Origin of the sequence: Brenneria sp. hezel4-2-4, assembly GCF_013155275.1 — a bacterium.
In the GTDB taxonomy this organism is placed as follows: Bacteria; Pseudomonadota; Gammaproteobacteria; order Enterobacterales; family Enterobacteriaceae; genus Brenneria.
This window is the reverse complement of sequence record NZ_JABJXS010000011.1, coordinates 1-21,639: the sequence shown is the minus strand read 5'-3', so window position 1 is coordinate 21,639 and position 21,639 is coordinate 1. Positions and strand designations below refer to the sequence as shown.

The following is a 21,639-nucleotide window of genomic DNA, read 5'->3' as shown; positions in this document are numbered from 1 at the left end:
TCGCCATTCATCTTCAGCGCCGACGTTTGTTCAAGCGATAGGAAAATAATCATGTTAATGCTGTTTCTGACGGTTGCGCTGGTTCATTTCATCGCGCTGATGAGTCCCGGCCCCGACTTCTTTTTCGTTTCCCAAACGGCGGCCAGCCGTTCCCGCCGCGAAGCGATGATGGGCGTGCTGGGTATTTCGCTGGGGGTGGTCATCTGGGCGGCCATTGCGCTGTTGGGGTTACACCTGTTATTGCAGCAGATGGCCTGGTTACACCGCGCGATTACGCTCGCCGGCGGCGCTTACCTGTGCTGGATGGGCTGGCAGATGCTGCGCTCGGCGCGCAGTAAAGCGCAGTTGGAAACTACGCAGGAGGCGGCGATTACGCTGCCTCGGCGGGGTAAAACCTTTATGCGCGGCCTGCTGACCAACCTGGCGAACCCAAAAGCGCTGGTGTATTTCGGCAGCGTGTTTTCGCTATTTGTCGGCGACAGCGTCGGCAGCGGCGCGCGCTGGGGGCTGTTCGTGTTGATTGCGGTGGAAACCCTGCTGTGGTTCAGCCTGGTCGTACTGGTGTTTGCGTTACCCGCCATGCGCCGTGGCTATCAGCGGTTGGCCAAGTGGGTGGATGGCGTTGCGGGCGTGCTGTTTACCGCTTTCGGTCTGCATCTGATTTTTTCCCGCTAACGGTTAATGACGCCGGTCGTTCTCCCCCGCCGATTGCGCTTGCCGCCGGTGGGGGAGCCCGCAAGCTCACTCCGTGGCTAGACTTTTCTGGCGGTGGCGAGCAGCGCGCCGACCAATACAAACAGCGAACCGAAAATCCGGTTTAGCGTTTGCATCTGTCGCGGCCCTTTCAACCAACCGGCAATGTGTGTCGCCAGCGTGGCGTAGCCAATCATCACCATAATATCGACCGCCACGGTGGTGACGCCCAGCACCAGATATTGCGCCGCCTGAGGCTGATGGGGGATGATGAATTGCGGAAACAGCGCGGCTAAAAATACGATGCTTTTCGGGTTGGTGAGGTTAACCAGAATGGCGCGTTTAAATAGCCTGCGCCGCGGCATGGCGCTTGCCAACGCTTGCAGATCCAAGGCGCCGGCCGCGCGCCATTGTTGGATACCCAGCCAAATCAGGTAAGCCGCTCCCAGCCATTTGAGGATTTCGAAGGCCAGCAGGGATTGTGACAGCAACGTACCCAGCCCAATGCCGACCAACACGATATGTATCGTTAAGCCAACCTGCAAGCCGCCGATCGAGGCGACGGCGCCGCGGTATCCGTGGCTGATGCCGGTGCTCATGGTGTTTATCGCGCCTGAACCGGGGGAAAGGCTGAGTATCAGCGTGGTGAGTAGATAGGTTAGCCACCAGTTTAAGGTCATCGATGAATGTTCCCTGAATACGGTTTGTTATGGCGGACAGGACGCCCGCGACGTTAAAAACTCATGCAAGGCGGCCTGCTTCCACCCTGACGAACCCATGCCTGACATGGTCAAAAAACGCTCCCGGCGTTTATTTCTCCCGGAAATTTTTTATGTCACAATACACCGGTTGTTTTCTTTGTACTATATGCCCGCCATCTTTCAGGTTACCGCGGTGGCCGCGTTCCGGTCGCAGGGTTATCCAGGCTCAGGGGATCTTTCGGTTGCCGTCTGCCGCAACGTTGAAATTTATTGGGTAAACGCTCGCAAAATTGTTCCGATAGCTTTACGGGCCTGCACCGGAGATGTGTGATGACTTCGTATCACGATAGCCTGTTAACGCGAGAAGCGCAGTTTTCTGCGTTTGCTACCGGAGAACTGTTGGACTTTTGGCGTAAGCGCGAAGAGGGGGAGTTTATCGGCGTGGATAACGTGCCGATCCGCTTTGTGCGTTTTACGTCGCCTCAGCACGATAAAATCGTCGTGGTCTTTTCCGGTCGTATCGAGAGCTATGTAAAATACGGCGAAGTCGCTTACGATCTGTTCAGTAATGGCTATGATGTGTTGATGATGGATCACCGGGGACAGGGGCGATCCGGCCGGTTGCTCGAAGATGGTCATCGCGGGCACGTATTGCGTTTTAGCGATTATGTGGACGATGTCGAGCTGTTGTGGCAACAGCAGCTTGCCCCTTACGCCTATGCTCGCCGGTTTGCGTTGGCTCACTCTATGGGCGGCGCCATTTTGGCGCAGTTTCTGGCCCGTCAGCCGGATACCTTTGATGCGGCGGCGCTCTGCGCGCCGATGTGCGGCATCCATCTGCCGATGCCTGGCTGGCTGGCCTGGCGTATTGTTGACTGGGCGGAACGGCATCCGTCGGTGCGTGATTATTATGCGATTGGCACCGGGCAATGGCGGCCGCTGCCTTACATGGTCAACATGCTGACCCACAGCCGCGAGCGTTATCAGCGCAGCGTGAGATTTTATGCCGATTCCCCGGATTTGCGTGTTGGCGGGCCGACCTATCATTGGGTGCGCGAAGCCATAATCGTGGGTAAGCAATTGCTGGCGCAGGCCGCTGATATCACCACGCCTATCCTGTTGTTGCAGGCTGAAGAAGATCGGGTGGTGGATAACCGCAGCCAGGATGCATTTTGTCAGGCGTTGGCGCGGCATGGCCATCCCTGTGCGGGCGGCGGGCCTCAGGTTATTAAAGGGGCGCGGCATGAAATTCTGTTTGAGAAAGATAAAATTCGCGCTCAGGCATTGGCGCTGATCCTGGAGCATTTTGCTCATTATCATTAAATTTTGCGGCGAGTGCCGCCACAACACCACCAGAGGTTAGATCTCACCGTGATGTACCATGTCGTAGCTTCCGATTTAGATGGCACCCTATTATCAGCCGACCATACCTTATCCCCGTATGCGAAAGAGATCCTCCGGTCGCTGACCGAAAAGGGAATTCATTTTGTCTTCGCCACCGGACGGCACCATATGGACGTCGCGCAAATCCGTGACGGTCTTGGCATCAGCGCGTTTATGATCACCTCCAACGGCGCACGGGTGCACAATACGCAAGGCGATCTGATCTTCAGCCATAATCTGGATCCGGACATTGCCCGCGATCTTTACAGCGTGGTGCACAATAACCCGGATATGCTGACGCATGTATATCGTAATGATGAGTGGTTTATGAACCGTCAGCGGCCGGAAGAAGAGCGGTTTTTTAAAGAGTCGGTGTTTAAATATAAACTGTTCGAACCCGCCTTGCTGGAAACCGACGGCGTCAGCAAGATCTTTTTCACCTGTGATTCTCATGAGCAACTGCTGCCGTTGGAAGAGGCGATCAACGCGCGCTGGGGCGATCGCGTTAACGTAAGCTTTTCGACGCTGACCTGCCTGGAAGTGATGGCCGGAGGCGTGTCCAAAGGGCATGCGCTGGAGCAGGTGGCGAAAATCATCGGATTCTCACTGAAAGAGTGTATTGCCTTTGGCGACGGCATGAACGATTACGAAATGCTGTCGATGGCCGGTAAAGGCTGCATCATGCAAAATGCCCATCAGCGTTTAAAGAATTTGTTGCCTGAACTGGAGGTGATCGGCAGCAACGTGGAAAATGCGGTGCCGAACTACCTGCGGGATCTGTTTCTGAAGTAACGGCGGCGGGCGGGTTGGCGTGAGGATCTCTGACACTGAGCGTTCATGCCGTCAAACCTCTTTCTGTTGATAGAAAGGCGGCGTCGAATAGACGCCGCCAGAGGGATGCGAGTTATATACCGGAATTATGACCGTGCTGCTAATTCGGCTTTATGTTTTTTCTCGCTGAACATGACCACAATCAGCAATATCACCGATATGATACTACCGCCGATCATCACCATGAAGCCGCCGTCCCAGCCGAAGAAGTCAACGGTATAACCGACGATGGCGCTCGCCGCAACGGAACCGCCAAGATAGCCGAACAGACCGGTAAAGCCCGCCGCCGTACCTGCGGCTTTCTTCGGCGCCAACTCCAGTGCGTGCAGACCGATGAGCATGACCGGGCCGTAAATCAGGAAGCCGATGATAATCATACAGGCCATGTCGACGTGGGGATTACCCGCCGGGTTCATCCAGTACACGACCGTGGCGATGGTGACTAACGTCATAAAGAACACGCCCGTCGCGCCGCGGTTGCCTCTGAATACCTTGTCCGACATCCAGCCGCACAGCAGCGTGCCGGGGATACCCGCATATTCGTAGAGGAAGTACGCCCAGGATGATTTATCCAGTGCGAAATGTTTCACTTCTTTCAAATAGGTTGGCGACCAGTCAAGAATACCGTAACGCAGCAGGTAGACGAAGACGTTGGCAATAGCGATGTACCACAGCAGTTTGTTGGGGAACACGTATTGCATGAAGATTTGCTTGGCGGTGAGCTCTTGTTCCGCTTTTTCACTGTAATCAACCGGGTAGTCGTCTTTATACTCTTCAATCGGCGGCAGGCCGCAGGATTGAGGCGTATCGCGCATCAGCGCAAAGGCGATCAGCGCAACCAGAATGGCGGCAAACGCCGGCATGTATAACGCGGCTTTCCAATCGTTAAACCAGGCCATGCCCAGCAGGAACAACAGCGGCGGCAGACCGCCCCCGACGTTGTGCGCGCAGTTCCAGATAGAAACGATACCGCCGCGCTCTTTCTGGGACCACCAGTGAACCATGGTGCGCCCGCACGGAGGCCAACCCATTCCCTGAAACCAGCCGCATAAGAACAGCAGTACGAACATTACCGCAATACTTGACGTCGCCCAGGGAACGAAGCCCATGAACAGCATGACGGCGGCCGATAGGATCAAACCGGCAGCCAGGAACACGCGCGGATTGGAACGGTCGGATACCGAGCCCATGATGAACTTGGAAAAACCGTAGGCGATTGAAATACCGGATAGCGCGAAACCGAGGTCGCCGCGGGAAAAGCCTTGTTCGATCAGATAAGGCATTGCCAGCGTGAAGTTTTTACGTACCAGATAGTAAGCGGCGTAGCCAAAAAATATCCCCATGAAAATCTGCCAGCGCAAGCGGCGATAGACAGGATCGATTTGATCTTTTGCTATTCGCGGCTGATGAGCTGCAGGTTTAAAAATACTCAGCATAGATATCTCCAATGCGAAAGAAAACGACAATTTATTGTTCTATTACGAACGTGATTGTAGGGAATAGGCGAATAATTAACTGTGATTCATCACCCAAATGTTATGTTTTTATAACGCTGTGACATTCTTTGCGCTCATGTTAACAGAATGAGTTTAACTCCATGATTAAGTTTAGTGACTCTTATCACATTTATAACTTTTAATTACCGAATTATTTTCGTTTTATGCTCGTTTTTGTTCTTTATCAAACATTATCCCTATTGTTTGTGTCCCAATAGCCCCTTATAACGATCCGGTTGGGGCGAGGGCATATGCAAAATAACGGGTCATACCGGGAAACCGATGTCATTGTGATTGGCGGCGGCGCGACGGGCGCGGGAACCGCGCGGGATTGTGCGCTGCGTGGGTTACGCTGCCTGTTGCTCGAACGTCATGACATGGCTACCGGCGCCACCGGGCGCAACCATGGTTTGCTGCATAGCGGATCGCGTTATGCGGTGACGGACGGCGAATCGGCACGTGAGTGTATTGAAGAAAACCAGATTCTCAAACGTATCGCCCGTCATTGCGTCGAACCAACCGACGGACTGTTTCTGACGCTGCCGGAAGATGATCTCGCCTATCAGTCCCAGTTTATCGCCGCCTGTCAACAGGCGGGTATCGATGCGCGGGCGATTGATCCGCAGGAGGCGCTGCGTCTGGAGCCTGCGGCGAATCCGACGTTGATCGGCGCGGTGCGGGTGCCGGACGGCACCATCGATCCTTTCCGTTTGACTTCGGCCAATATGATCGATGCTGAGGAGCATGGCGCCGAGGTATTGACCTACCATGAGGTCATCGGCTTGATCCGTCAGGGCGATCGCATCACCGGGGTACGCGTTTTCGATCATAAACATGCCATTGAAGGCGAAATCTACGCGCAGGTGGTGGTGAATGCCGCAGGGATCTGGGGGCAGCATATTGCCGAGTACGCCGATCTGCGCGTACGCATGTTCCCGGCAAAAGGGGCGCTGCTGATTTTGGGGCATCGCATTAACAACATGGTGATTAATCGCTGCCGTAAACCGGCCGATGCCGACATTCTGGTGCCGGGCGACACCATCTCGTTGATTGGCACCACCTCAACCCATATCGATTACGATCAGATAGATAATATGACGGTCACCCCCGCCGAAGTGGAAACGCTGATGCGTGAAGGCAGCAAATTGGCGCCGCAGCTGGCGGCTACGCGCATTCTACGTGCTTATGCCGGCGTCCGTCCGCTGGTGGCGAATGACAGCGACCCAAGCGGGCGCAGCGTCAGCCGCGGCATTGTGCTGCTCGACCATGCCAGCCGCGATGGTCTGGAAGGCTTTATCACCATCACCGGCGGTAAACTGATGACCTACCGGCTGATGGCGGAATGGGTGACGGATAAAATTTGTGAAAAGCTGGGGCACAACGTGGCCTGTACCACTGCCCAGAGAGCGTTGCCGGGTTCCGAGGCAACCGCAGAGCGAAACTCATCGGCTCACTTCACGGTAAAACGCCCTGATGACAAGCCGCTGTCCGCGCCATTGCGCGGCTCGGCTATTTATCGACATGGCGATCGCGCCGGACGCCTGTTATCCGGCGAGCGTCTCGATAGCAGCCTGGTATGCGAGTGCGAAGCCGTCACCGCCGGTGAAGTGCGTTATGCGGTGGAATCGCTACAGGTGAATAACCTGATTGATTTGCGTCGGCGTACCCGCGTCGGAATGGGCACCTGTCAGGGTGAACTGTGCGCCTGCCGGGCCGCGGGGTTACTGTGCCGGTTCGGACAGTCGACGCCGAAGCAGTCGATTACCCAGCTAAGCCAGTTTCTGAATGAACGCTGGAAAGGCATTCGCCCGGTGGCCTGGGGCAATACCCTGCGCGAAAGCGAGTTTACCAGTTGGGTATATCAGGGCTTATGCGGCTTGACGGCCGATGACGTTCGGGAGGAACAGCATGCGCTATGACGTGGTGATTATCGGCGGCGGGCTGGCGGGGTTAACCTGCGGCATTCGGCTGGCGGAACAGGGAAAACGTTGCGCTATCGTCAGCGCCGGGCAAAGCGCCTTGCACTTTTCCTCCGGGGCGCTGGATCTGCTCGCCTGTCTGCCGGATGGCCGGCCGATCGACCAGCCGTTAAGCGCGCTGGATGAGTTGGCCCGACAGGCGCCCCATCATCCCTATTCGCTGATGGGCGCCGAGCGGATCTCGGCGTTGTTGCCGCAGATTCAGGCGCTGCTGACGCGTTGCGATATGTCTATGCTGGGCGACTATCGGCAAAATCATCTGCGCATGACGCCGTTAGGTAAATTCCGCCCCTGCTGGCTTAGTCAGCCGGACAGCGTTACCCGTGGTCTGGCGGTCGCCGATCGTTGGGAAAATCCGCTGATTGCCGGTATTGAAGGTTTTCTGGACTTTCAGTCCCGTATTGTGGCTGGAACGCTTCAGGCGCAGGGGATCGCCGCCCGCAGTGATGATTTGAAACTGCCGGTGCTGGACCGGCTGCGTCGTAATCCCAGCGAATTCCGCGCGGTGAATATCTCCCGTGTGCTCGACCTGCCGGAGAATCTGGCGGAGCTGACGGAAGAGCTGAGGTTATTAGCCAGTGGTAATGATGCGGTGATCATGCCCGCCTGTCTGGGGCTGGAAGCGGCTTCGGCGCTGACCGGGCTGCGCGAGGCGCTTGGCAAGCCGGTATTGCTGTTGCCGACATTGCCGCCCTCAGTGCCGGGTCTGCGTTTGCATCAGGCATTATTGCGCCGTTTTCGTCAGCAGGGGGGCATCGTCATGCCGGGCGACAGGGTGGAGCGCGCCATACTGGAACCGCAGGAGACGGCGCTCTACACCCGTAATCACCACGATATTCCGCTGCGGGCGAATCAGGTTGTGCTGGCCAGCGGCAGTTTCTTCAGTAATGGTCTGATTGCGCAATTTGATCGGGTGACTGAACCCGTCTTCGGGCTGGATGTACGCTTTGCGCCGCAGCGGGACGCGTGGAGTCGTCAGGACGCGTTCGCCGCCCAACCCTATATGCAATTCGGCGTGATAACCGATGAGACGCTGCGTCCCGCTATCGGGGGCGAAACGGCGGATAACCTGTATGCCATCGGCGCCGTCCTGGCCGGGTTCGATCCCATTGCCCAGGGGTGCGGAGCGGGCGTATCGATGCTCAGCGCGCTGTATGTCGCCGAGCAGATCCTGAAGGAGGGCAATCAATGAGCCTGCTAACCGATAACAGCTTTGAAGACTGTATCAAATGTACGGTTTGCACCACCTATTGCCCGGTATCGCGGGTTAATCCTCTGTATCCGGGGCCGAAACAGGCCGGGCCGGATGGCGAACGTTTGCGGCGTAAAGATCCTGCCTTGTATGATGAGGCGCTGAAATATTGTACCAACTGTAAACGTTGCGAAGTCGCCTGTCCGTCCGACGTCAAAATCGGCGATATTATCCAACGGGCGAAAGCCAGCTACAGCGCCCATAAGCCCACGTTGCGCGATGCCATTCTCAGTCATACCGATCTGATGGGCGCCATTGCCACCCCATTCGCTCCGCTGGTGAATACCGCAACCGGGCTGAAACCGGTGCGTCAGCTACTGGATAAGGCATTAAAAATCGACCATCGCCGCCAGTTGCCGAAATATTCTTTCGGCACGTTTCGCCGCTGGTATCGCCAGCAGGCGCAAGAGCAACTGCGTTACCGCGACCAGGTCGCCTACTTTCATGGTTGTTACGTTAACTATAACCATCCTCAGTTGGGGAAAGATCTTATCCGGGTGTTCAACGCGATGGATATCGGCGTGCAACTGTTGAGCAAGGAGAAGTGTTGCGGCGTGCCGCTGGTCGCCAATGGTTTTCACGATCGGGCAAGAAAGCAGGCGCGAGTCAATATCAAATCGCTGGATGAGGCCATCAACAGCCGTTCCATGCCGGTGGTGGCGACATCCTCCAGCTGTACTTTCATGCTGCGCGATGAGTATCCGCATGTGCTTGGCGTCGATACGGATCATGTGCGCGACGGCATTGAACTGGCGACCCGCCAATTGTACCGGTTGCTGGAAGAAGAAGGGCGCACATTGCCGTTACGTCCCCTGCCGCTGCGGGTAGCGTATCACACGCCCTGTCATCTGGAAAAAATGGGGTGGACCGCTTATACCCTGTCGCTGCTGCAACGCATTCCCGGGCTTGAGCTGATCGTGCTGGATTCGCAGTGCTGCGGGATTGCCGGAACCTACGGTTTCAAAAAGGAAAATTACCCGACCTCGCAGGGGATTGGCGCATCGCTGTTTCGCCAGATAGAGGAAAGCGGGGCCGATCTGGTGATAACTGACTGCGAGACCTGCAAATGGCAAATCGAAATGTCCACCAGCAAGCCGTGCGAACACCCGATAACCCTGCTGGCCCGGGCGCTGATTCAGGATTAAACGGACAACCGAAAAAAATACTTTACAGACGAGAATGATAATGATTATTATTGTCATGCGTTCCGGGGAGACCGACTCGTGTTCATGTGGGTAAGATTCACATAACCATGACGGTTTTACCGCGAAGGCACGACATTGCTCACATTGCTTCCAGTATTTTTTTAGCCAGCTCGGGTGCTGGCTTTTTTTTTTATGCCCGCCACCTATCCTTGCCGCCCCCTTAAAGCCGTTGCTCCGCAACGCTGAAAAACGCTCCGGGCGTTTTTTGTCCATGATTTAACCTCCATTTTTGCGGGTATCCGCCTACGTCTCCGTTCTGATTTTTTGAACAGCGCGTTAAGTTTTTTGCGCTATCTTATTCTTAGCGACCCGTTAGACTTTATTCATCGAAAACGCGGGAGAAACTGACATGATCTATTTACGTCAAGCGCAACAGCGCGGACATGCAAATCACGGCTGGCTTGATAGCTGGCATACTTTCTCATTTGCGGATTATTACGAACCGGAATTCATGGGTTTCTCGGCGCTGCGTGTTATCAATGAAGACCGGATTGAAGGCGGGCGAGGGTTCGGTACGCACCCGCATAAAGATATGGAAATCCTGACCTATGTGCTGGACGGTACGGTGGAACATCAGGACAGCATGGGAAATAAAGCGCAAATCCAGACCGGCGAGTTTCAGATCATGAGCGCCGGCACCGGGATCCGTCACTCGGAATACAACGCCAGTAGCGATGATTTACTTCACCTGTATCAGATTTGGATTATCCCGGAAAAAAACGGGCTGACGCCGCGCTACGAACAAAAGCGCTTTGATATCCCGCAGGGACGCCAGTTGGTGCTGTCGCCGGATGCTCGTGACGGTTCGCTGAAGATTTTTCAGGATATGACGTTGTGGCGCTGGGCGCTGAAAGCGCAGGAGCAGTCGATCTATCAGGTACAGGCGGCGCGCCGGATCTGGATCCAGGTTGTGCGCGGCAGCGTGGAAATCAACGGCTATCCGGCACAAACCGGCGATGCTTTCGCCATTTGGGATGAAGAAACGCTGTCGGTGCACGCCAGCAAAGAGAGTGAGATCCTGTTGTTTGATTTGCCTCCGGTATAAGCGTGATTCGGTAACGCCAACCGCCGCGATTATCTGTTAATCGCGTTGATTTCTGCCGGTAATCCGTGGATGTGTTCACGGTTTTTTCTTTATACCTTGTTCCGATGTCAAAACGCTGACTCTGCATATTCCTTGCGCGCTTTTTTTGTTAGACTTCCGCTCAATATTTTCAGGCGCTCTCCGTGGATGATGAAGAAAAAAAGACCGGTTCTCCAGAATGTTGCCGATCGGGTTGGCGTGACGAAAATGACGGTGAGCCGTTATTTACGCAACCCGGCCCAGGTTTCTGCGGCATTGCAGGAAAAGATCGCTATCGCGCTCGATGAACTGGGCTATATCCCCAATCATGCTCCCAATATGCTTGCCAGCGCCACCAGCCGGGCGATCGGCGTTCTGTTGCCGTCGTTGACCAATCAGGTGTTTGCCGAAGTGCTGCGCGGTATTGAACGAGTCACGGAAGCGCAGGGTTATCAGACCATGTTGGCGCATTATGGCTATCACCCCGAAAAGGAAGAGCAGCGGCTGATGTCGTTGCTGGCCTATAACATCGATGGCTTAATTCTGGCTGAGCGTTCGCATACGGATCGCACCCGTCAGATGATTGACGTCGCGGGCATTCCCGTTGTCGAACTGATGGATTCGGTGTCTCCTTGTCTGGATATGGCCGTGGGATTCGATAATTTTGAGGCGGCCCGGCAGATGACCCAGCATATGATTTCACTGGGGCGCCGCCATGTTGTTTATCTCGGCGCGCGGCAGGATGAACGGACGATCATAAAGTGTCGCGGCTATGAACAGGCCATGCGGGATAATGGGCTGACGAGCTACTGCGTGATGAGTGAACACGCTTCCTCCTATTCTCTGGGGGGCGAGCTATTGCGACAGGCACAGGCCGAGCACCCGCAAATCGACAGTATTTTCTGTACTAACGACGACCTGGCGGTTGGCGCGATGTTTGAGTGTCAGCGTCAGGGATTACAGGTGCCGAAAGACATGGGGATCGCTGGTTTTCATGGTCACGATATCGGTCAGGCGATGGTGCCGAAGCTGGCCAGCGTTCTTACCCCACGCGAGCGCATGGGGCAGATTGGCGCGGAATTCTTGCTGGCGCGTTTGCGAGGTGAGCCAGTGAAGCCGGCGATGATCGATGTGGGCTTTACCTTGCTGGACGGCAATAGCCTTTAGCCGATTATGTGTTGCCATCGCCGCCCTACCGGCACTACGTCACGCTTGGCGGGAGCGGCGCAACGCCTCAACGCAGCGGCTAACCACCTCTTCCATACTGCCGTCGATGTCGACGGTCAGTACGTCCGGTTCATCGCTGCCTGGCTCTTCCAGAGCGTCAAACTGGCTTTTTAACAGTTCCGTCGGCATGAAATGTCCGGCCCGGGCTTTATGGCGCGCCAGAATGAGATCAAAACTGCCTTTCAGATAGAGAAAGGTCATCCCTTCATTGTCGCGGCGTAAGCGGTCGCGATAGCGTTTCTTTAATGCCGAGCAGACGATGATGCCGGTTTCGTTTTTGTGATACAGGCTGTAGGCCGCGTCGTTCAGACGATCCAGCCAGGGCGCGCGATCTTCGTCATTCAGCGGCGTGCCGCCGGCCATTTTCTGGATGTTGGCACGCGGATGCAGATCGTCGCCGTCAATGAATTTTGCATGGATCGCCCGGGCAAGCGCGGCCCCTACCGACGATTTCCCGCTACCCGACACGCCCATAAGAATAACGCTTTGACCCGGCATAATTTGATCTCCATCCCAAAATGTAAATTAAATGAAACTTACTAGTTCCTAACTTTAACATGTTACCCGTATCATGTTACCGGTATCAAATGATGATGTGATGTATCTCACAAACAATTAACCAGTCCACATCAGGTGACTGAAACGAGATTACGACTATGACAGAAATATCATCCGCTTATAGTGCCAGTGTGCTACTACTCATCGCCGTAGGCGCGGTAGCACTGTTGCTCGTGCTGATCATGCGTTTTAAAATCCACGCTTTTCTGGCGCTTGTATTAGTCAGTTTGGTAACCGCGCTCGTAACAAAAACGCCTTATGAAAATATCGTACCGACGTTACTGAGTGGTTTTGGCAGTACGCTGGCCTCGGTCGCGTTGCTGGTCGGCCTGGGGGCGATGATCGGGCGTTTGCTGGAGATCACCGGTGGCGCCAACGTATTGGCCGACACGTTGATCATTAAATTTGGCAAACGCCATGCGCCGTTCGCGTTAGGTATCGCATCGCTGCTGTTTGGTTTCCCGATCTTTTTTGACGCGGGCTTGATCGTTATGCTGCCGATCATTTTCAGCGTGGCGAAGCGTTTTGGCGGTTCAACCCTGACCTATGCGCTGCCCGCCGCCGGGGCATTTGCGGTCATGCATGCGCTATTGCCGCCTCATCCGGGGCCGGTTGCCGCGAGTGAACTGCTCGGCGCCAATATTGGTCTGCTGGTGATTGTCGGTCTGATTATTGCTTTTCCGACCTGGTATTTGGGCAGTTATCTGTTTGGCCTGTGGGCGGGTAAGAAATTCCATCTACCGCTGCCTTCGACCTTCCTGGAAGAAGTAAAAGCCGATCCCCAACATACGCCGCCGTCGTTTTTAGTGGTGTTGAGCGTACTGTTGCTGCCGCTGGTGTTGATCTTTCTTGATACCGGACTGAATACGCTGACCGTCATGGGGGTGATCAACGGCGACAGCGGCGTGGTGCAATTCCTGAGAATGCTGGGGAAAACCCCGGTGGCTCTGCTGATCACCGTCCTGTTTTCTCTGATCATGTTCAGCGGGCAACACAGCCGCCGCCATCTTGATAAAGCCTGTGAAGGGGCGCTGGGGCCGGTGTGTTCCATTATTCTGGTCACCGGGGCCGGCGGTATGTTTGGCGGCGTATTACGCGCCAGCGGCATCGGTACGGCGTTGGCCGATATGTTGTCTGATACCGGTATGCCGGTGATTGTCGCCGCGTTTGTCGTCTCCGCCGCATTGCGTATCGCTCAGGGGTCGGCCACCGTGGCGTTGACCACCACTGCGGCATTGATGGCGCCAGCCGTGGCGGCGACCACCGGATTGAGTCAGTTCGATCTGTGCTTTATTGTGATCGCCATCGCCGGCGGCGCGACGGTGCTGTCGCACGTGAACGACTCCGGCTTCTGGCTGGTCGGGCGTTTCCTTGAAATGGACGAGAAAACCACGCTGAAAACCTGGACGGTAATGGAAACGCTGATCGGCACCATTGCGTTCCTGATCGCCGCCATAGGCAGCGTGTTTCTCTAATAATGATAAGACGGGGTTTGGCCGCGATGCGGCGAACCCCTGTTTTTTTACAGCGACATATATGCCCGAATGCCGTCCAGAAACATCTGCGTCGACAGCATAACCAGAATCAACCCCATCAGTTTTTCCAGCGCGCTGACGCCTTTCTCCCCCAGCAGTCGTAAAAACAGATCCGACATTAACAGGATGATGAACGAGATCGCCCAGGCAATAAATAAGGCCAGCGTCAGGGACGACAGTTGATTGGGATATTGATGCGACAGCAGCATCAGCGCTGCCAGAATCGACGGACCGGCGACCAGCGGAATGGCCAGCGGCACCAGAAACGGTTCTTCCCCGGCGGGCAGGCCGGTACTGTTGCCTTCCCGTGAGGGAAAGATCATGCGGATAGCGATCAGGAAAAGGATGATGCCGCCGGAAATCGATACCGTTTCGGTGCGTAGATTAAGAAAGGCCAGGATCCGCTCGCCGGCAAACAGAAAGATCAGCATCAGACCCAACGCGATAAGCATCTCACGGACCAGCACCACGCGTCGGCGTTTGGGATCGAGGTGTTTCAGCACCGACATAAAAATAGGCAGGTTGCCGAGAGGATCCATAATTAACAGCAACAGCACGGTTGCCGAGATCATTTCTGTCATGGTGGTCGTTAGCTCCTGAAACCCAATTTCCTGAAATCGACGGGTAATTAAACAAATAGATGTCGTGCGTCATTCTATATCAGGGTGATGATATTAGAATGACTGTTAAAAAGCGCGGCGGCATCGAATAAATTCACTTGCGACTTTGTGTACATTTTGTATGGTGGAAAGACTTGTTTATCACGCAATACCCACGAGCTTGAAATCTATTGGGTATAGATACTCTAAATAATTCGAGTTGCAGGAAGGCGGCAAACGAAGGTCAAATTCGTTTGGAACGAATTTGACCAGCCAACGCACATGCAACTTGAAGTATGACGAGTAAAAGACAGTAGTCAGAATTCTTTTTGTCACCCCCAAGGCAGGACAGTTACCATGAAAAATGTTGGTTTTATTGGCTGGCGCGGTATGGTCGGTTCGGTTCTCATGCAGCGCATGGTGGAAGAACGCGATTTCGATATGATCCGCCCGGTATTCTTTTCCACTTCTCAGCACGGTGAACCGGCGCCGGCGTTGGGCGGTCAGCAAGGCGTGTTGCAGGACGCCTACAATCTGGACGCGTTGCGCGCGCTGGATATCATTATCACTTGTCAGGGTGGCGATTATACGACTGAAGTCTATCCTAAGCTGCGTGCAAGCGGCTGGCAGGGTTTTTGGATCGACGCCGCCTCCTCGCTGCGCATGCAGGATGAGGCGATTATTATTCTGGATCCGGTCAACCATGCGGTGATTAAGCAGGGGCTGGACAATGGCGTTAAGACGTTTGTCGGCGGCAACTGTACCGTCAGCCTGATGTTGATGTCGCTGGGCGGTCTGTTCGCCAACGATCTGGTGGACTGGGTGTCCGTCGCCACTTATCAGGCGGCTTCCGGCGGCGGCGCGCGGCATATGCGCGAACTGCTGGTGCAGATGGGTATGTTGCATGGCGACGTGGCGAAAGAACTTCAGGATCCGGCTTCAGCCATCCTGGATATCGAACGTAAAGTGACCGCGCTGACCCGCAGCGGCACGTTGCCGACCGATAATTTCGGCGTGCCGTTGGCTGGCAGCCTGATCCCGTGGATCGACAAGCAGTTGGATAACGGCCAGAGCCGCGAAGAGTGGAAAGGGCAGGCGGAAACCAACAAGATCCTCGGCGGTAGCCGTGTGATCCCGGTTGACGGTCTGTGCGTGCGCGTGGGCGCGCTGCGCTGCCATAGTCAGGCATTTACCATCAAGTTGAAAAAAGATGTGGCGTTGCCGGAAATTGAACAAATGCTGGCAACCCATAACGACTGGGTAAAAGTCGTGCCCAACGATCGTGACGTCACGATGCGCGAACTGACGCCGGCCGCGGTAACCGGTACGCTGTCCACGCCGGTTGGCCGTCTGCGTAAACTGAATATGGGGCCGGAATATCTGTCCGCCTTTACGGTAGGCGATCAACTGTTGTGGGGGGCCGCTGAACCGCTGCGCCGTATGTTGCGTATCCTACTGTAACCTTGCCGCGCTGGCGCCATTCCTTTATGGGGCGCGCCAGCATGGTTTTACCGCTGGTATTTTCCTGTCGACGCCATGACCCCTGCCATTTTCCACGAGGCTTTTGATGCAAAGACTGACGATTTCAATGGATGATCGACTGGCGCAGGACTTTGATGAACTGATGCGGCGTAAGGGTTATGCCAACCGTTCTGAAGCCTTCCGCGATATGCTGCGCCGTGAACTGGGCGAAATGACGCTTGAAACGGATAAAAATGGGGCATGCGTGGCGGTGCTGAGCTACGTCTACGATCATCACGAACGTCAGCTCTCCAGCAGGCTGGCGGAAATGCAACACGACCATCATGATCTAACGGTTTCCACCATGCACACGCATTTGAGCCATGAAGAGTGTGTGGAAACGATTATTTTGCGCGGTACGGCGTCACAGGTTGAGCATTTCGCCGAATCCGTCATGGCGCAAACGGGCGTACGGCACGGACGGTTGAATCTGATCCCGCTATAAAAGGCCACTGTGCCGGCGCGCTATCAGGATGTCGAGCAGCAGCAACCAGGCAACGCCTTCCATGTCGGTTATCGCCCCAAAGCGTAGCTCCGGATGGCTTAAAACCTCATCCTATATTTACGCTGCCGCCGCCGATCAACACCCCACCGCAGCTAACGGCATCACCGCTACGCGCCGCCGGTTTACCATCAATGAACACGCTGGATGAGCCGCCGCTGATGCTTCGGCTATGACCATGAGGAGCCAGAGGATCGCCTTGCCGGGCGAGCGGCAGACCATCCACGTTAACGGTTGGAGAGCCGGCAATGACCGACGTAGGCGGATGACTGCCGTGGCCGGTATCGGAATTCCCTAATTTAACGGCATTACCCATATTTTTAGTCTCTTTCTACTTTGTGCGTTTACGTATTGTGATAAATGAATTATAAGATTGTCATCATTAATAATCACCATACTAATCTAAGAAAATCAAACCGTTCATCGGCGTCAGTGGCCGCAGACATTATGCTTAACCCAAAGAAATCCATGCATTTCCATTTATTATATCTTTCCCTTATAACTTATCCTTTATTTATGTTTAGATGACAGGGATAAACCTACCATCGATAAAAGAGAATATGGGAGAAAAAGTTCCAATTAGTTTCTCTCCGCTTTCATCATCTGTAAAATAAGAAATGGGAGAAAAGGTAGGGTCGGATTTATTGACAAGACGAAGCATTCTTTGGTTATTCATTACCTTAATTTCATAATCGCTCCAGTTAATGGGGATCATCTTGAATGAAGGATCTTTAAGATCTGCAGAAAAATTTGTATTGCTATATATATTATCAGTACTCTCTCCGGTAGTAATTGCCCACGCTTGTAATGACTCACTAAGATAAGATTTTATGGCCGCATTGTTTCTTTCTGCGAAAAGTTGCCAGAGATCAAGATAGGCTAGCTGTAGCGCTTGGATCTGTTGCGGTTTGCCAGAGAAAGGAACGGCATTTCTCCATTTCCACTCGGGAAGCCCTTTAAGATAGACTTTTTGCGTAAACTGATAGAGTTCCATACCAACTGGGAAATAATTATCAGAAAAATAATTATCAGGAATATGCCCCTTTTCAACCTGCGGTGCAGTTATTTTCTGTGGCATCACCTTTTCAACTTGAGTAGAGCCAGCTTCTCCGACAAATTGCGCAAAGGGAATACCGTCTTTACCGATACCAATAGTCATCTGACTCAACACTTTCGACTGTTTGCCTTTAAATGCGGTTAAGGAAACTTTACAGCTCGCATCCGGTTTAAAGGTCTTTCTCGCTTCATCGCTGATTTTTTCCTGTGAGAACCACCCTAGAGCCCCTATTTCAACAGTAATACTATTTTCGCCATTTGCTAGAAAAAGCAACGCGTTGGTGCTGGATGAGCCAAATCCTCTTCCAGCCACCGCCGAATCACGGTTATCCATACCGATAACGCCGTTAGTCTTAATGGCGCAAAATGCGGAGTGAATGTCAAATATGCTACGAATTTTTAACGGATCATTAGCGGCATTTGCTGTAGACATCATTATTGCTCCTGAAAGGATCACATATTTCCATTTAACAAGTTTACCAATCATAGACTTTCCTTGGATTATCAATGTTGCGTGTTGTAACCAATCGCCCAGGGCTACGCAGGTATCATTTTTGGCTTAGTGATGACTCTCTCTTTACCGAATAAATTAATCCTCATTGCTGATTTATCCGATTTTAATGGTGCAGCCAGTTCTGTAGTTGATTGGTATTGGTATTGATGGTTTAAATCTTTAGCCCCACCTTTTTTTTTCTCCCACTGGGCATCAGCCACCACTGCCACATCAGCCACAATCCCATCATGATACCCGACCAAATCTATACCATCATCATGCTGATCAAGTTTAAAGCCCGCTTTAGTTTTCATGCTTCCCGACGCTTCCAACGAGACTTCAACAAATAATACTTCTGTTTTAAATGCTACGCTGACCACCCCCTCCAGCGTGAAACCCAGCTTATTGTCTTCGCCTGCGCTGAATGTCCACACTTCTTGTTTATAGGCGGCGCCGATGGACAAATGCAGTGCCGTCGTTAATTGTATATAGCATTCGATGGAATCACCGCCTTTGGCGATATACTCCCGGCACTTAGCGGCTATGCGCTCAATTTTACAATACGCAGCCAGCAGTTGTATCAGGTCAATTTTCATCTTCATGCTCAGGAACGGAGCAGCATAAAGCCCCATAAAATGCGTTGTCTCATCAACACCGTCCAGACACTGATAGGCGTATGATATTCCCATATTAATCGGTTCAACGGAGTAATCAAATACGCGGTATTGACGGGTCGATCCTTTTTTATCCGGATCAGGCAGGAGATATTTATTGATATTCGCCACAAAACGCTCAACGTTACCGATCTGCTCCAGCGTTTTGACCGTTCTGACTTTACGGGTAACCTCAGCAAACTGGCTCGAATATTCGGTATCACAGATTTTAAGACCATACTCAATATTCAGCGCCTGCTCTTGCGTGATTTGAAACCGGTCTGTCTGGAACGTCCAGCCGTTGCGCAACTTATTGCCGTTTTTAGGCTGGGTATCCTCCATCTTTTTTCTTGCGGCAATCTGTTCATTGCGCCGCTCTTTCCAAGAACGCTCTTTCCCTTTCAGGTCATAGCTGAAACCGATTACCGCCCGTAATTCGACCGTGGGATAGACGTCAATTTGCGCATAAACGGCTTTGCCCATACAGCCTTGAGTGACCAGTTGATAACGATGAGGCGCATTAATTGCATCAGAGGGTAAAATGAGACTATTAAGATGTGCCCATATTGATTTCATCTGAAAGTCAGTGTTGGTTTTATCCGACTGCTTTTTATAATACAGCGTAACAGGATCCGCTATTCCATTATTTATCGCTATTTTCTCATTCTCACTTTCCAGTGCAGCCTGTGGGCAGGTTGGTTTATCGCATTTCCCTTCTACCGTAATGGTTCCCTTACATCCTGTTCCGTCATCCAACACTTTCAAATTAATTTTCTGTTCAACAGGCCAGATGTGCGTTTTATCATCGAATGCGTCCAGTGTTATCTGATGCAGGCATGGATCTGGATTATTGCATTTCGCGCAGGCACTTCCTGCTGTGAGTGAGATTTTTCCTTCAGACATAGGTGTTTCCTTTAGCGGGGAATATATCCCAGGGTTTCTTTGAGCAAACATTCAACACGAAAATAACCAGGCAGACTTTCATTACTTAATGTTTTTCGCCATAATTCTGGGATTTTTTTAAATGAATAAATATTTTTTTCTATCAATAAATGAAGTAATCCACGAATGGAACGGTCATCTTCAATACCCTTCATTTTACAGAAATAATAACAATCTTTGACAATACTTTCAGCCGAGAAATCGGCAGGGTTATTATCTGATGACTCTTTATAAAAATAATGTTCCTGATTTATTTTCCATTGACGTTCATCAGTTAAGACAGGTTGTATTATTTCTGCGTATTGCGATCTGATTTGAGAAATAAGCCCATCGATATACCTTTCTTCAGCGCATTGATTAATTGCGTTAAGTTGGAACTGATTAATTTTGAAGAGCTTCATTCTGTTCTGAACTATTTTTGGAAACGGTTCGCGAACTGATTGAAAGTGCTCCTCCCATATTATTCCATCGTAGGCAGTCACCATTTTTTCAATTGGCCCCATAAAACAGTGTAGTTCCCATGCTGTCAGGACTTGGCAAAAACCCCAAATATTCCGTGGATCATAAAAGCGAAAAAATACCGGTTTCTCTTCCGAGGGAATAATAATCTGCAAATACTTGCGCAAATGGTGTCGTAAATCTTTCATTACTGCCGAGGTAAACAAGTAAATGCCCCACGGCGTGGTTTTATTAATCAGCCATGATGACACTTCACTGGTTACTTCGACCAGATAAGGTGCCAGAGGGGCTAATTCGTGCTGTAGCGGCTCTGCATATAAGCAACAATGCGGCGGATTGTGTTCAGCCAGAAAATCCAGTAGCCCCTCTTCAACGGCTCCGTCGATAACGGCATATTGCACCGATCCACTCATGCTTTTTCTTCCTTCGGACAATGAGCCACGAACATCGTCCCCTGAGCCGCGGCCGCCTTCAAAATCGCCGGATCCGCCGGCAACGCCAGATCGCCCGGGCTGCCCCCGGAGTTCAGGTTAATAACCGGCCCTTTGATATCCACGCCGCCTGCGTGTAACACGACAAAGCTGCCGCCAACCCGCAATGTCAGTTTGCTGCCGCTTTGCAACGTCAAATCGCCGTTGCTGTCCACGCTGAAGGCGCCGCTGATTTTCTGCGCCAGATCGCCCTTTACCTGTATTCCCCGATCCCCTTCCGTCAGCGACAGGCTGTTGCCGGTGATCTTGTGATCCTGATTGCCTTCCACCGTGACCTTGCGATCGTTGGCGATCACGATCTCTTCATCATGGCCGATACTGGTGGTGCGGTTATAGTCCACACGCTCGTCTTTGGAATTGAGCACCCGCACGGCCATATTCTTCTGCGCGTGGATGAAAATCTCTTCGTTATCGGTCGCATCCTCAAAACTGAGTTCGTTAAAGCCTTTTCCCTTATGGGTTTTGGAACGCAGGGTGGTGCGGGTCTTATGCGCCGGCAGCGGGTACGGCGACAGATTGGTGGCATGATACGTCCGCCCGGTCACTATCGGCTGGTCCGGGTCGCCCTCCAGAAAACTCACGATTACCTCATGTCCGATGCGCGGTATCGCCACCATCCCGTACTGGCCGCCCGCCCAGCCCTGACTCACCCGTACCCAGCACGAGCTCTGGTCATTGTTGGCGCCGTACCTGTCCCACGGAAACTGCACTTTCACCCGACCATACTGGTCGCAATAAATCTCTTCCCCCGCCGGGCCTGTCACCGTCGCTATCTGCGGGCCGTCCACCTTCGGCTTGTACGGCATCTCGCTCCGCCAGGTGGTTTTGCCTTTCACCACCCTGAAACCGTTGCTCAGCGTCGTCGGCTCGCCCCCGCTCTCCTCTTCCAGCGCCTGCGGCTGTTGCCCGCTGTGCGTCACCCCCACTATCTGCCAGGCGATATTCAGCGCCGGGTTCGGGTGCTCCGTCATCTGAAACGTGCTGCCCGGCATCAGCCCCG

General features: G+C 53.1%; 20 protein-coding genes. 11 read left to right on the top strand and 9 right to left on the bottom strand.

Going from position 1 to position 21,639, the window contains the following annotated elements:
• Nucleotides 1-51: 51 nt before the first annotated feature.
• On the top strand, nt 52-675 hold the full coding sequence (gene rhtC / locus HOY33_RS17170; protein ID WP_172291363.1) for a threonine export protein RhtC: 624 nt from the start codon (nt 52-54) through the stop codon (nt 673-675).
• 77 nt (nt 676-752) lie between these two features.
• Here the strand turns inward: rhtC and rhtB are convergent, their stop codons facing one another.
• Nucleotides 753-1,373, bottom strand: a complete 621-nt coding sequence (rhtB, locus tag HOY33_RS17165; protein ID WP_172291362.1) for a homoserine/homoserine lactone efflux protein — start codon at nt 1,371-1,373, stop codon at nt 753-755.
• Nucleotides 1,374-1,724: 351 nt separating this feature from the next.
• Between rhtB and pldB the strand changes: the two genes are divergently transcribed.
• Together pldB and yigL are read left to right on the top strand one after the other, a co-directional pair.
• A complete protein-coding gene (gene pldB / locus HOY33_RS17160) occupies nt 1,725-2,717 on the top strand; it encodes a lysophospholipase L2 (protein WP_172291361.1) in 993 nt (330 codons plus the stop codon).
• A gap of 51 nt (nt 2,718-2,768) precedes the next feature.
• Complete coding sequence (gene yigL, locus HOY33_RS17155) at nt 2,769-3,569, top strand: sugar/pyridoxal phosphate phosphatase YigL (RefSeq protein WP_172291434.1); 801 nt, start codon at nt 2,769-2,771, stop codon at nt 3,567-3,569.
• A 125-nt stretch (nt 3,570-3,694) separates the two neighbouring features.
• Here yigL and glpT read toward each other — a convergent pair whose 3' ends face one another.
• Nucleotides 3,695-5,044 carry a glycerol-3-phosphate transporter gene (glpT, locus tag HOY33_RS17150; RefSeq protein WP_172291360.1) on the bottom strand — a complete coding sequence of 450 codons (1,350 nt, stop codon included), beginning with the start codon at nt 5,042-5,044 and terminating at the stop codon, nt 3,695-3,697.
• A gap of 311 nt (nt 5,045-5,355) precedes the next feature.
• On the opposite strand from glpT, the gene glpA reads away from it, so the two are divergent.
• The 5 genes from glpA (at nt 5,356) to gntR (ending at nt 11,770) form a co-directional block, all read left to right on the top strand.
• Nucleotides 5,356-7,023, top strand: coding sequence for an anaerobic glycerol-3-phosphate dehydrogenase subunit A (glpA, locus tag HOY33_RS17145; protein WP_172291359.1), 1,668 nt, complete (start codon nt 5,356-5,358; stop codon nt 7,021-7,023).
• Nucleotides 7,013-8,275, top strand: coding sequence for a glycerol-3-phosphate dehydrogenase subunit GlpB (gene glpB, locus HOY33_RS17140; RefSeq protein ID WP_172291358.1), 1,263 nt, complete (start codon nt 7,013-7,015; stop codon nt 8,273-8,275). Before glpA ends, glpB begins: the two co-directional genes overlap by 11 nt.
• Nucleotides 8,272-9,480 carry an anaerobic glycerol-3-phosphate dehydrogenase subunit GlpC gene (gene glpC / locus HOY33_RS17135; protein ID WP_172291357.1) on the top strand — a complete coding sequence of 403 codons (1,209 nt, stop codon included), beginning with the start codon at nt 8,272-8,274 and terminating at the stop codon, nt 9,478-9,480. Before glpB ends, glpC begins: the two co-directional genes overlap by 4 nt.
• Before the next feature lie 409 nt (nt 9,481-9,889).
• The gene (locus HOY33_RS17130) at nt 9,890-10,585 is read left to right on the top strand and encodes a pirin family protein (protein ID WP_172291356.1); all 696 of its coding nucleotides are present in this window, start codon (nt 9,890-9,892) and stop codon (nt 10,583-10,585) included.
• 189 nt (nt 10,586-10,774) lie between these two features.
• The gene (gene gntR, locus HOY33_RS17125; protein ID WP_172291433.1) at nt 10,775-11,770 is read left to right on the top strand and encodes a gluconate operon transcriptional repressor GntR; all 996 of its coding nucleotides are present in this window, start codon (nt 10,775-10,777) and stop codon (nt 11,768-11,770) included.
• Nucleotides 11,771-11,809: 39 nt separating this feature from the next.
• On the opposite strand, the gene HOY33_RS17120 is transcribed toward gntR, so the two are convergent.
• Entirely contained in the window at nt 11,810-12,328 is a 519-nt protein-coding gene (locus HOY33_RS17120; RefSeq protein ID WP_172291355.1) for a gluconokinase, read from the bottom strand.
• Nucleotides 12,329-12,486: 158 nt separating this feature from the next.
• Here HOY33_RS17120 and HOY33_RS17115 point away from each other — a divergent pair, with 158 nt between their 5' ends.
• Nucleotides 12,487-13,863 carry a GntP family permease gene (locus HOY33_RS17115; RefSeq protein ID WP_172291354.1) on the top strand — a complete coding sequence of 459 codons (1,377 nt, stop codon included), beginning with the start codon at nt 12,487-12,489 and terminating at the stop codon, nt 13,861-13,863.
• Between the two features lie 47 nt (nt 13,864-13,910).
• Here the strand turns inward: HOY33_RS17115 and HOY33_RS17110 are convergent, their stop codons facing one another.
• The gene (locus HOY33_RS17110; RefSeq protein ID WP_172291353.1) at nt 13,911-14,504 is read right to left on the bottom strand and encodes a YhgN family NAAT transporter; all 594 of its coding nucleotides are present in this window, start codon (nt 14,502-14,504) and stop codon (nt 13,911-13,913) included.
• Between the two features lie 375 nt (nt 14,505-14,879).
• Between HOY33_RS17110 and asd the strand changes: the two genes are divergently transcribed.
• Nucleotides 14,880-15,983, top strand: a complete 1,104-nt coding sequence (gene asd / locus HOY33_RS17105) for an aspartate-semialdehyde dehydrogenase (RefSeq protein WP_172291352.1) — start codon at nt 14,880-14,882, stop codon at nt 15,981-15,983.
• 106 nt (nt 15,984-16,089) lie between these two features.
• Nucleotides 16,090-16,488 carry a nickel-responsive transcriptional regulator NikR gene (gene nikR / locus HOY33_RS17100; RefSeq protein ID WP_172291351.1) on the top strand — a complete coding sequence of 133 codons (399 nt, stop codon included), beginning with the start codon at nt 16,090-16,092 and terminating at the stop codon, nt 16,486-16,488.
• A 106-nt stretch (nt 16,489-16,594) separates the two neighbouring features.
• On the opposite strand, the gene HOY33_RS17095 is transcribed toward nikR, so the two are convergent.
• From HOY33_RS17095 to tssI, 5 genes are all read right to left on the bottom strand, one after another.
• Nucleotides 16,595-16,861, bottom strand: coding sequence for a type VI secretion system PAAR protein (locus HOY33_RS17095; RefSeq protein ID WP_172291350.1), 267 nt, complete (start codon nt 16,859-16,861; stop codon nt 16,595-16,597).
• Between the two features lie 204 nt (nt 16,862-17,065).
• Entirely contained in the window at nt 17,066-18,088 is a 1,023-nt protein-coding gene (locus HOY33_RS17090; protein ID WP_172291349.1) for a hypothetical protein, read from the bottom strand.
• A 50-nt stretch (nt 18,089-18,138) separates the two neighbouring features.
• The gene (locus HOY33_RS17085) at nt 18,139-19,650 is read right to left on the bottom strand and encodes a hypothetical protein (RefSeq protein ID WP_172291348.1); all 1,512 of its coding nucleotides are present in this window, start codon (nt 19,648-19,650) and stop codon (nt 18,139-18,141) included.
• A gap of 11 nt (nt 19,651-19,661) precedes the next feature.
• Nucleotides 19,662-20,561, bottom strand: coding sequence for a DUF4123 domain-containing protein (locus HOY33_RS17080; RefSeq protein ID WP_172291347.1), 900 nt, complete (start codon nt 20,559-20,561; stop codon nt 19,662-19,664).
• Nucleotides 20,558-21,639: type VI secretion system tip protein TssI/VgrG (gene tssI, locus HOY33_RS17075; RefSeq protein ID WP_172291346.1), on the bottom strand; the 1,082-nt coding region annotated here is incomplete at its 5' end. The genes tssI and HOY33_RS17080, both read right to left, overlap by 4 nt.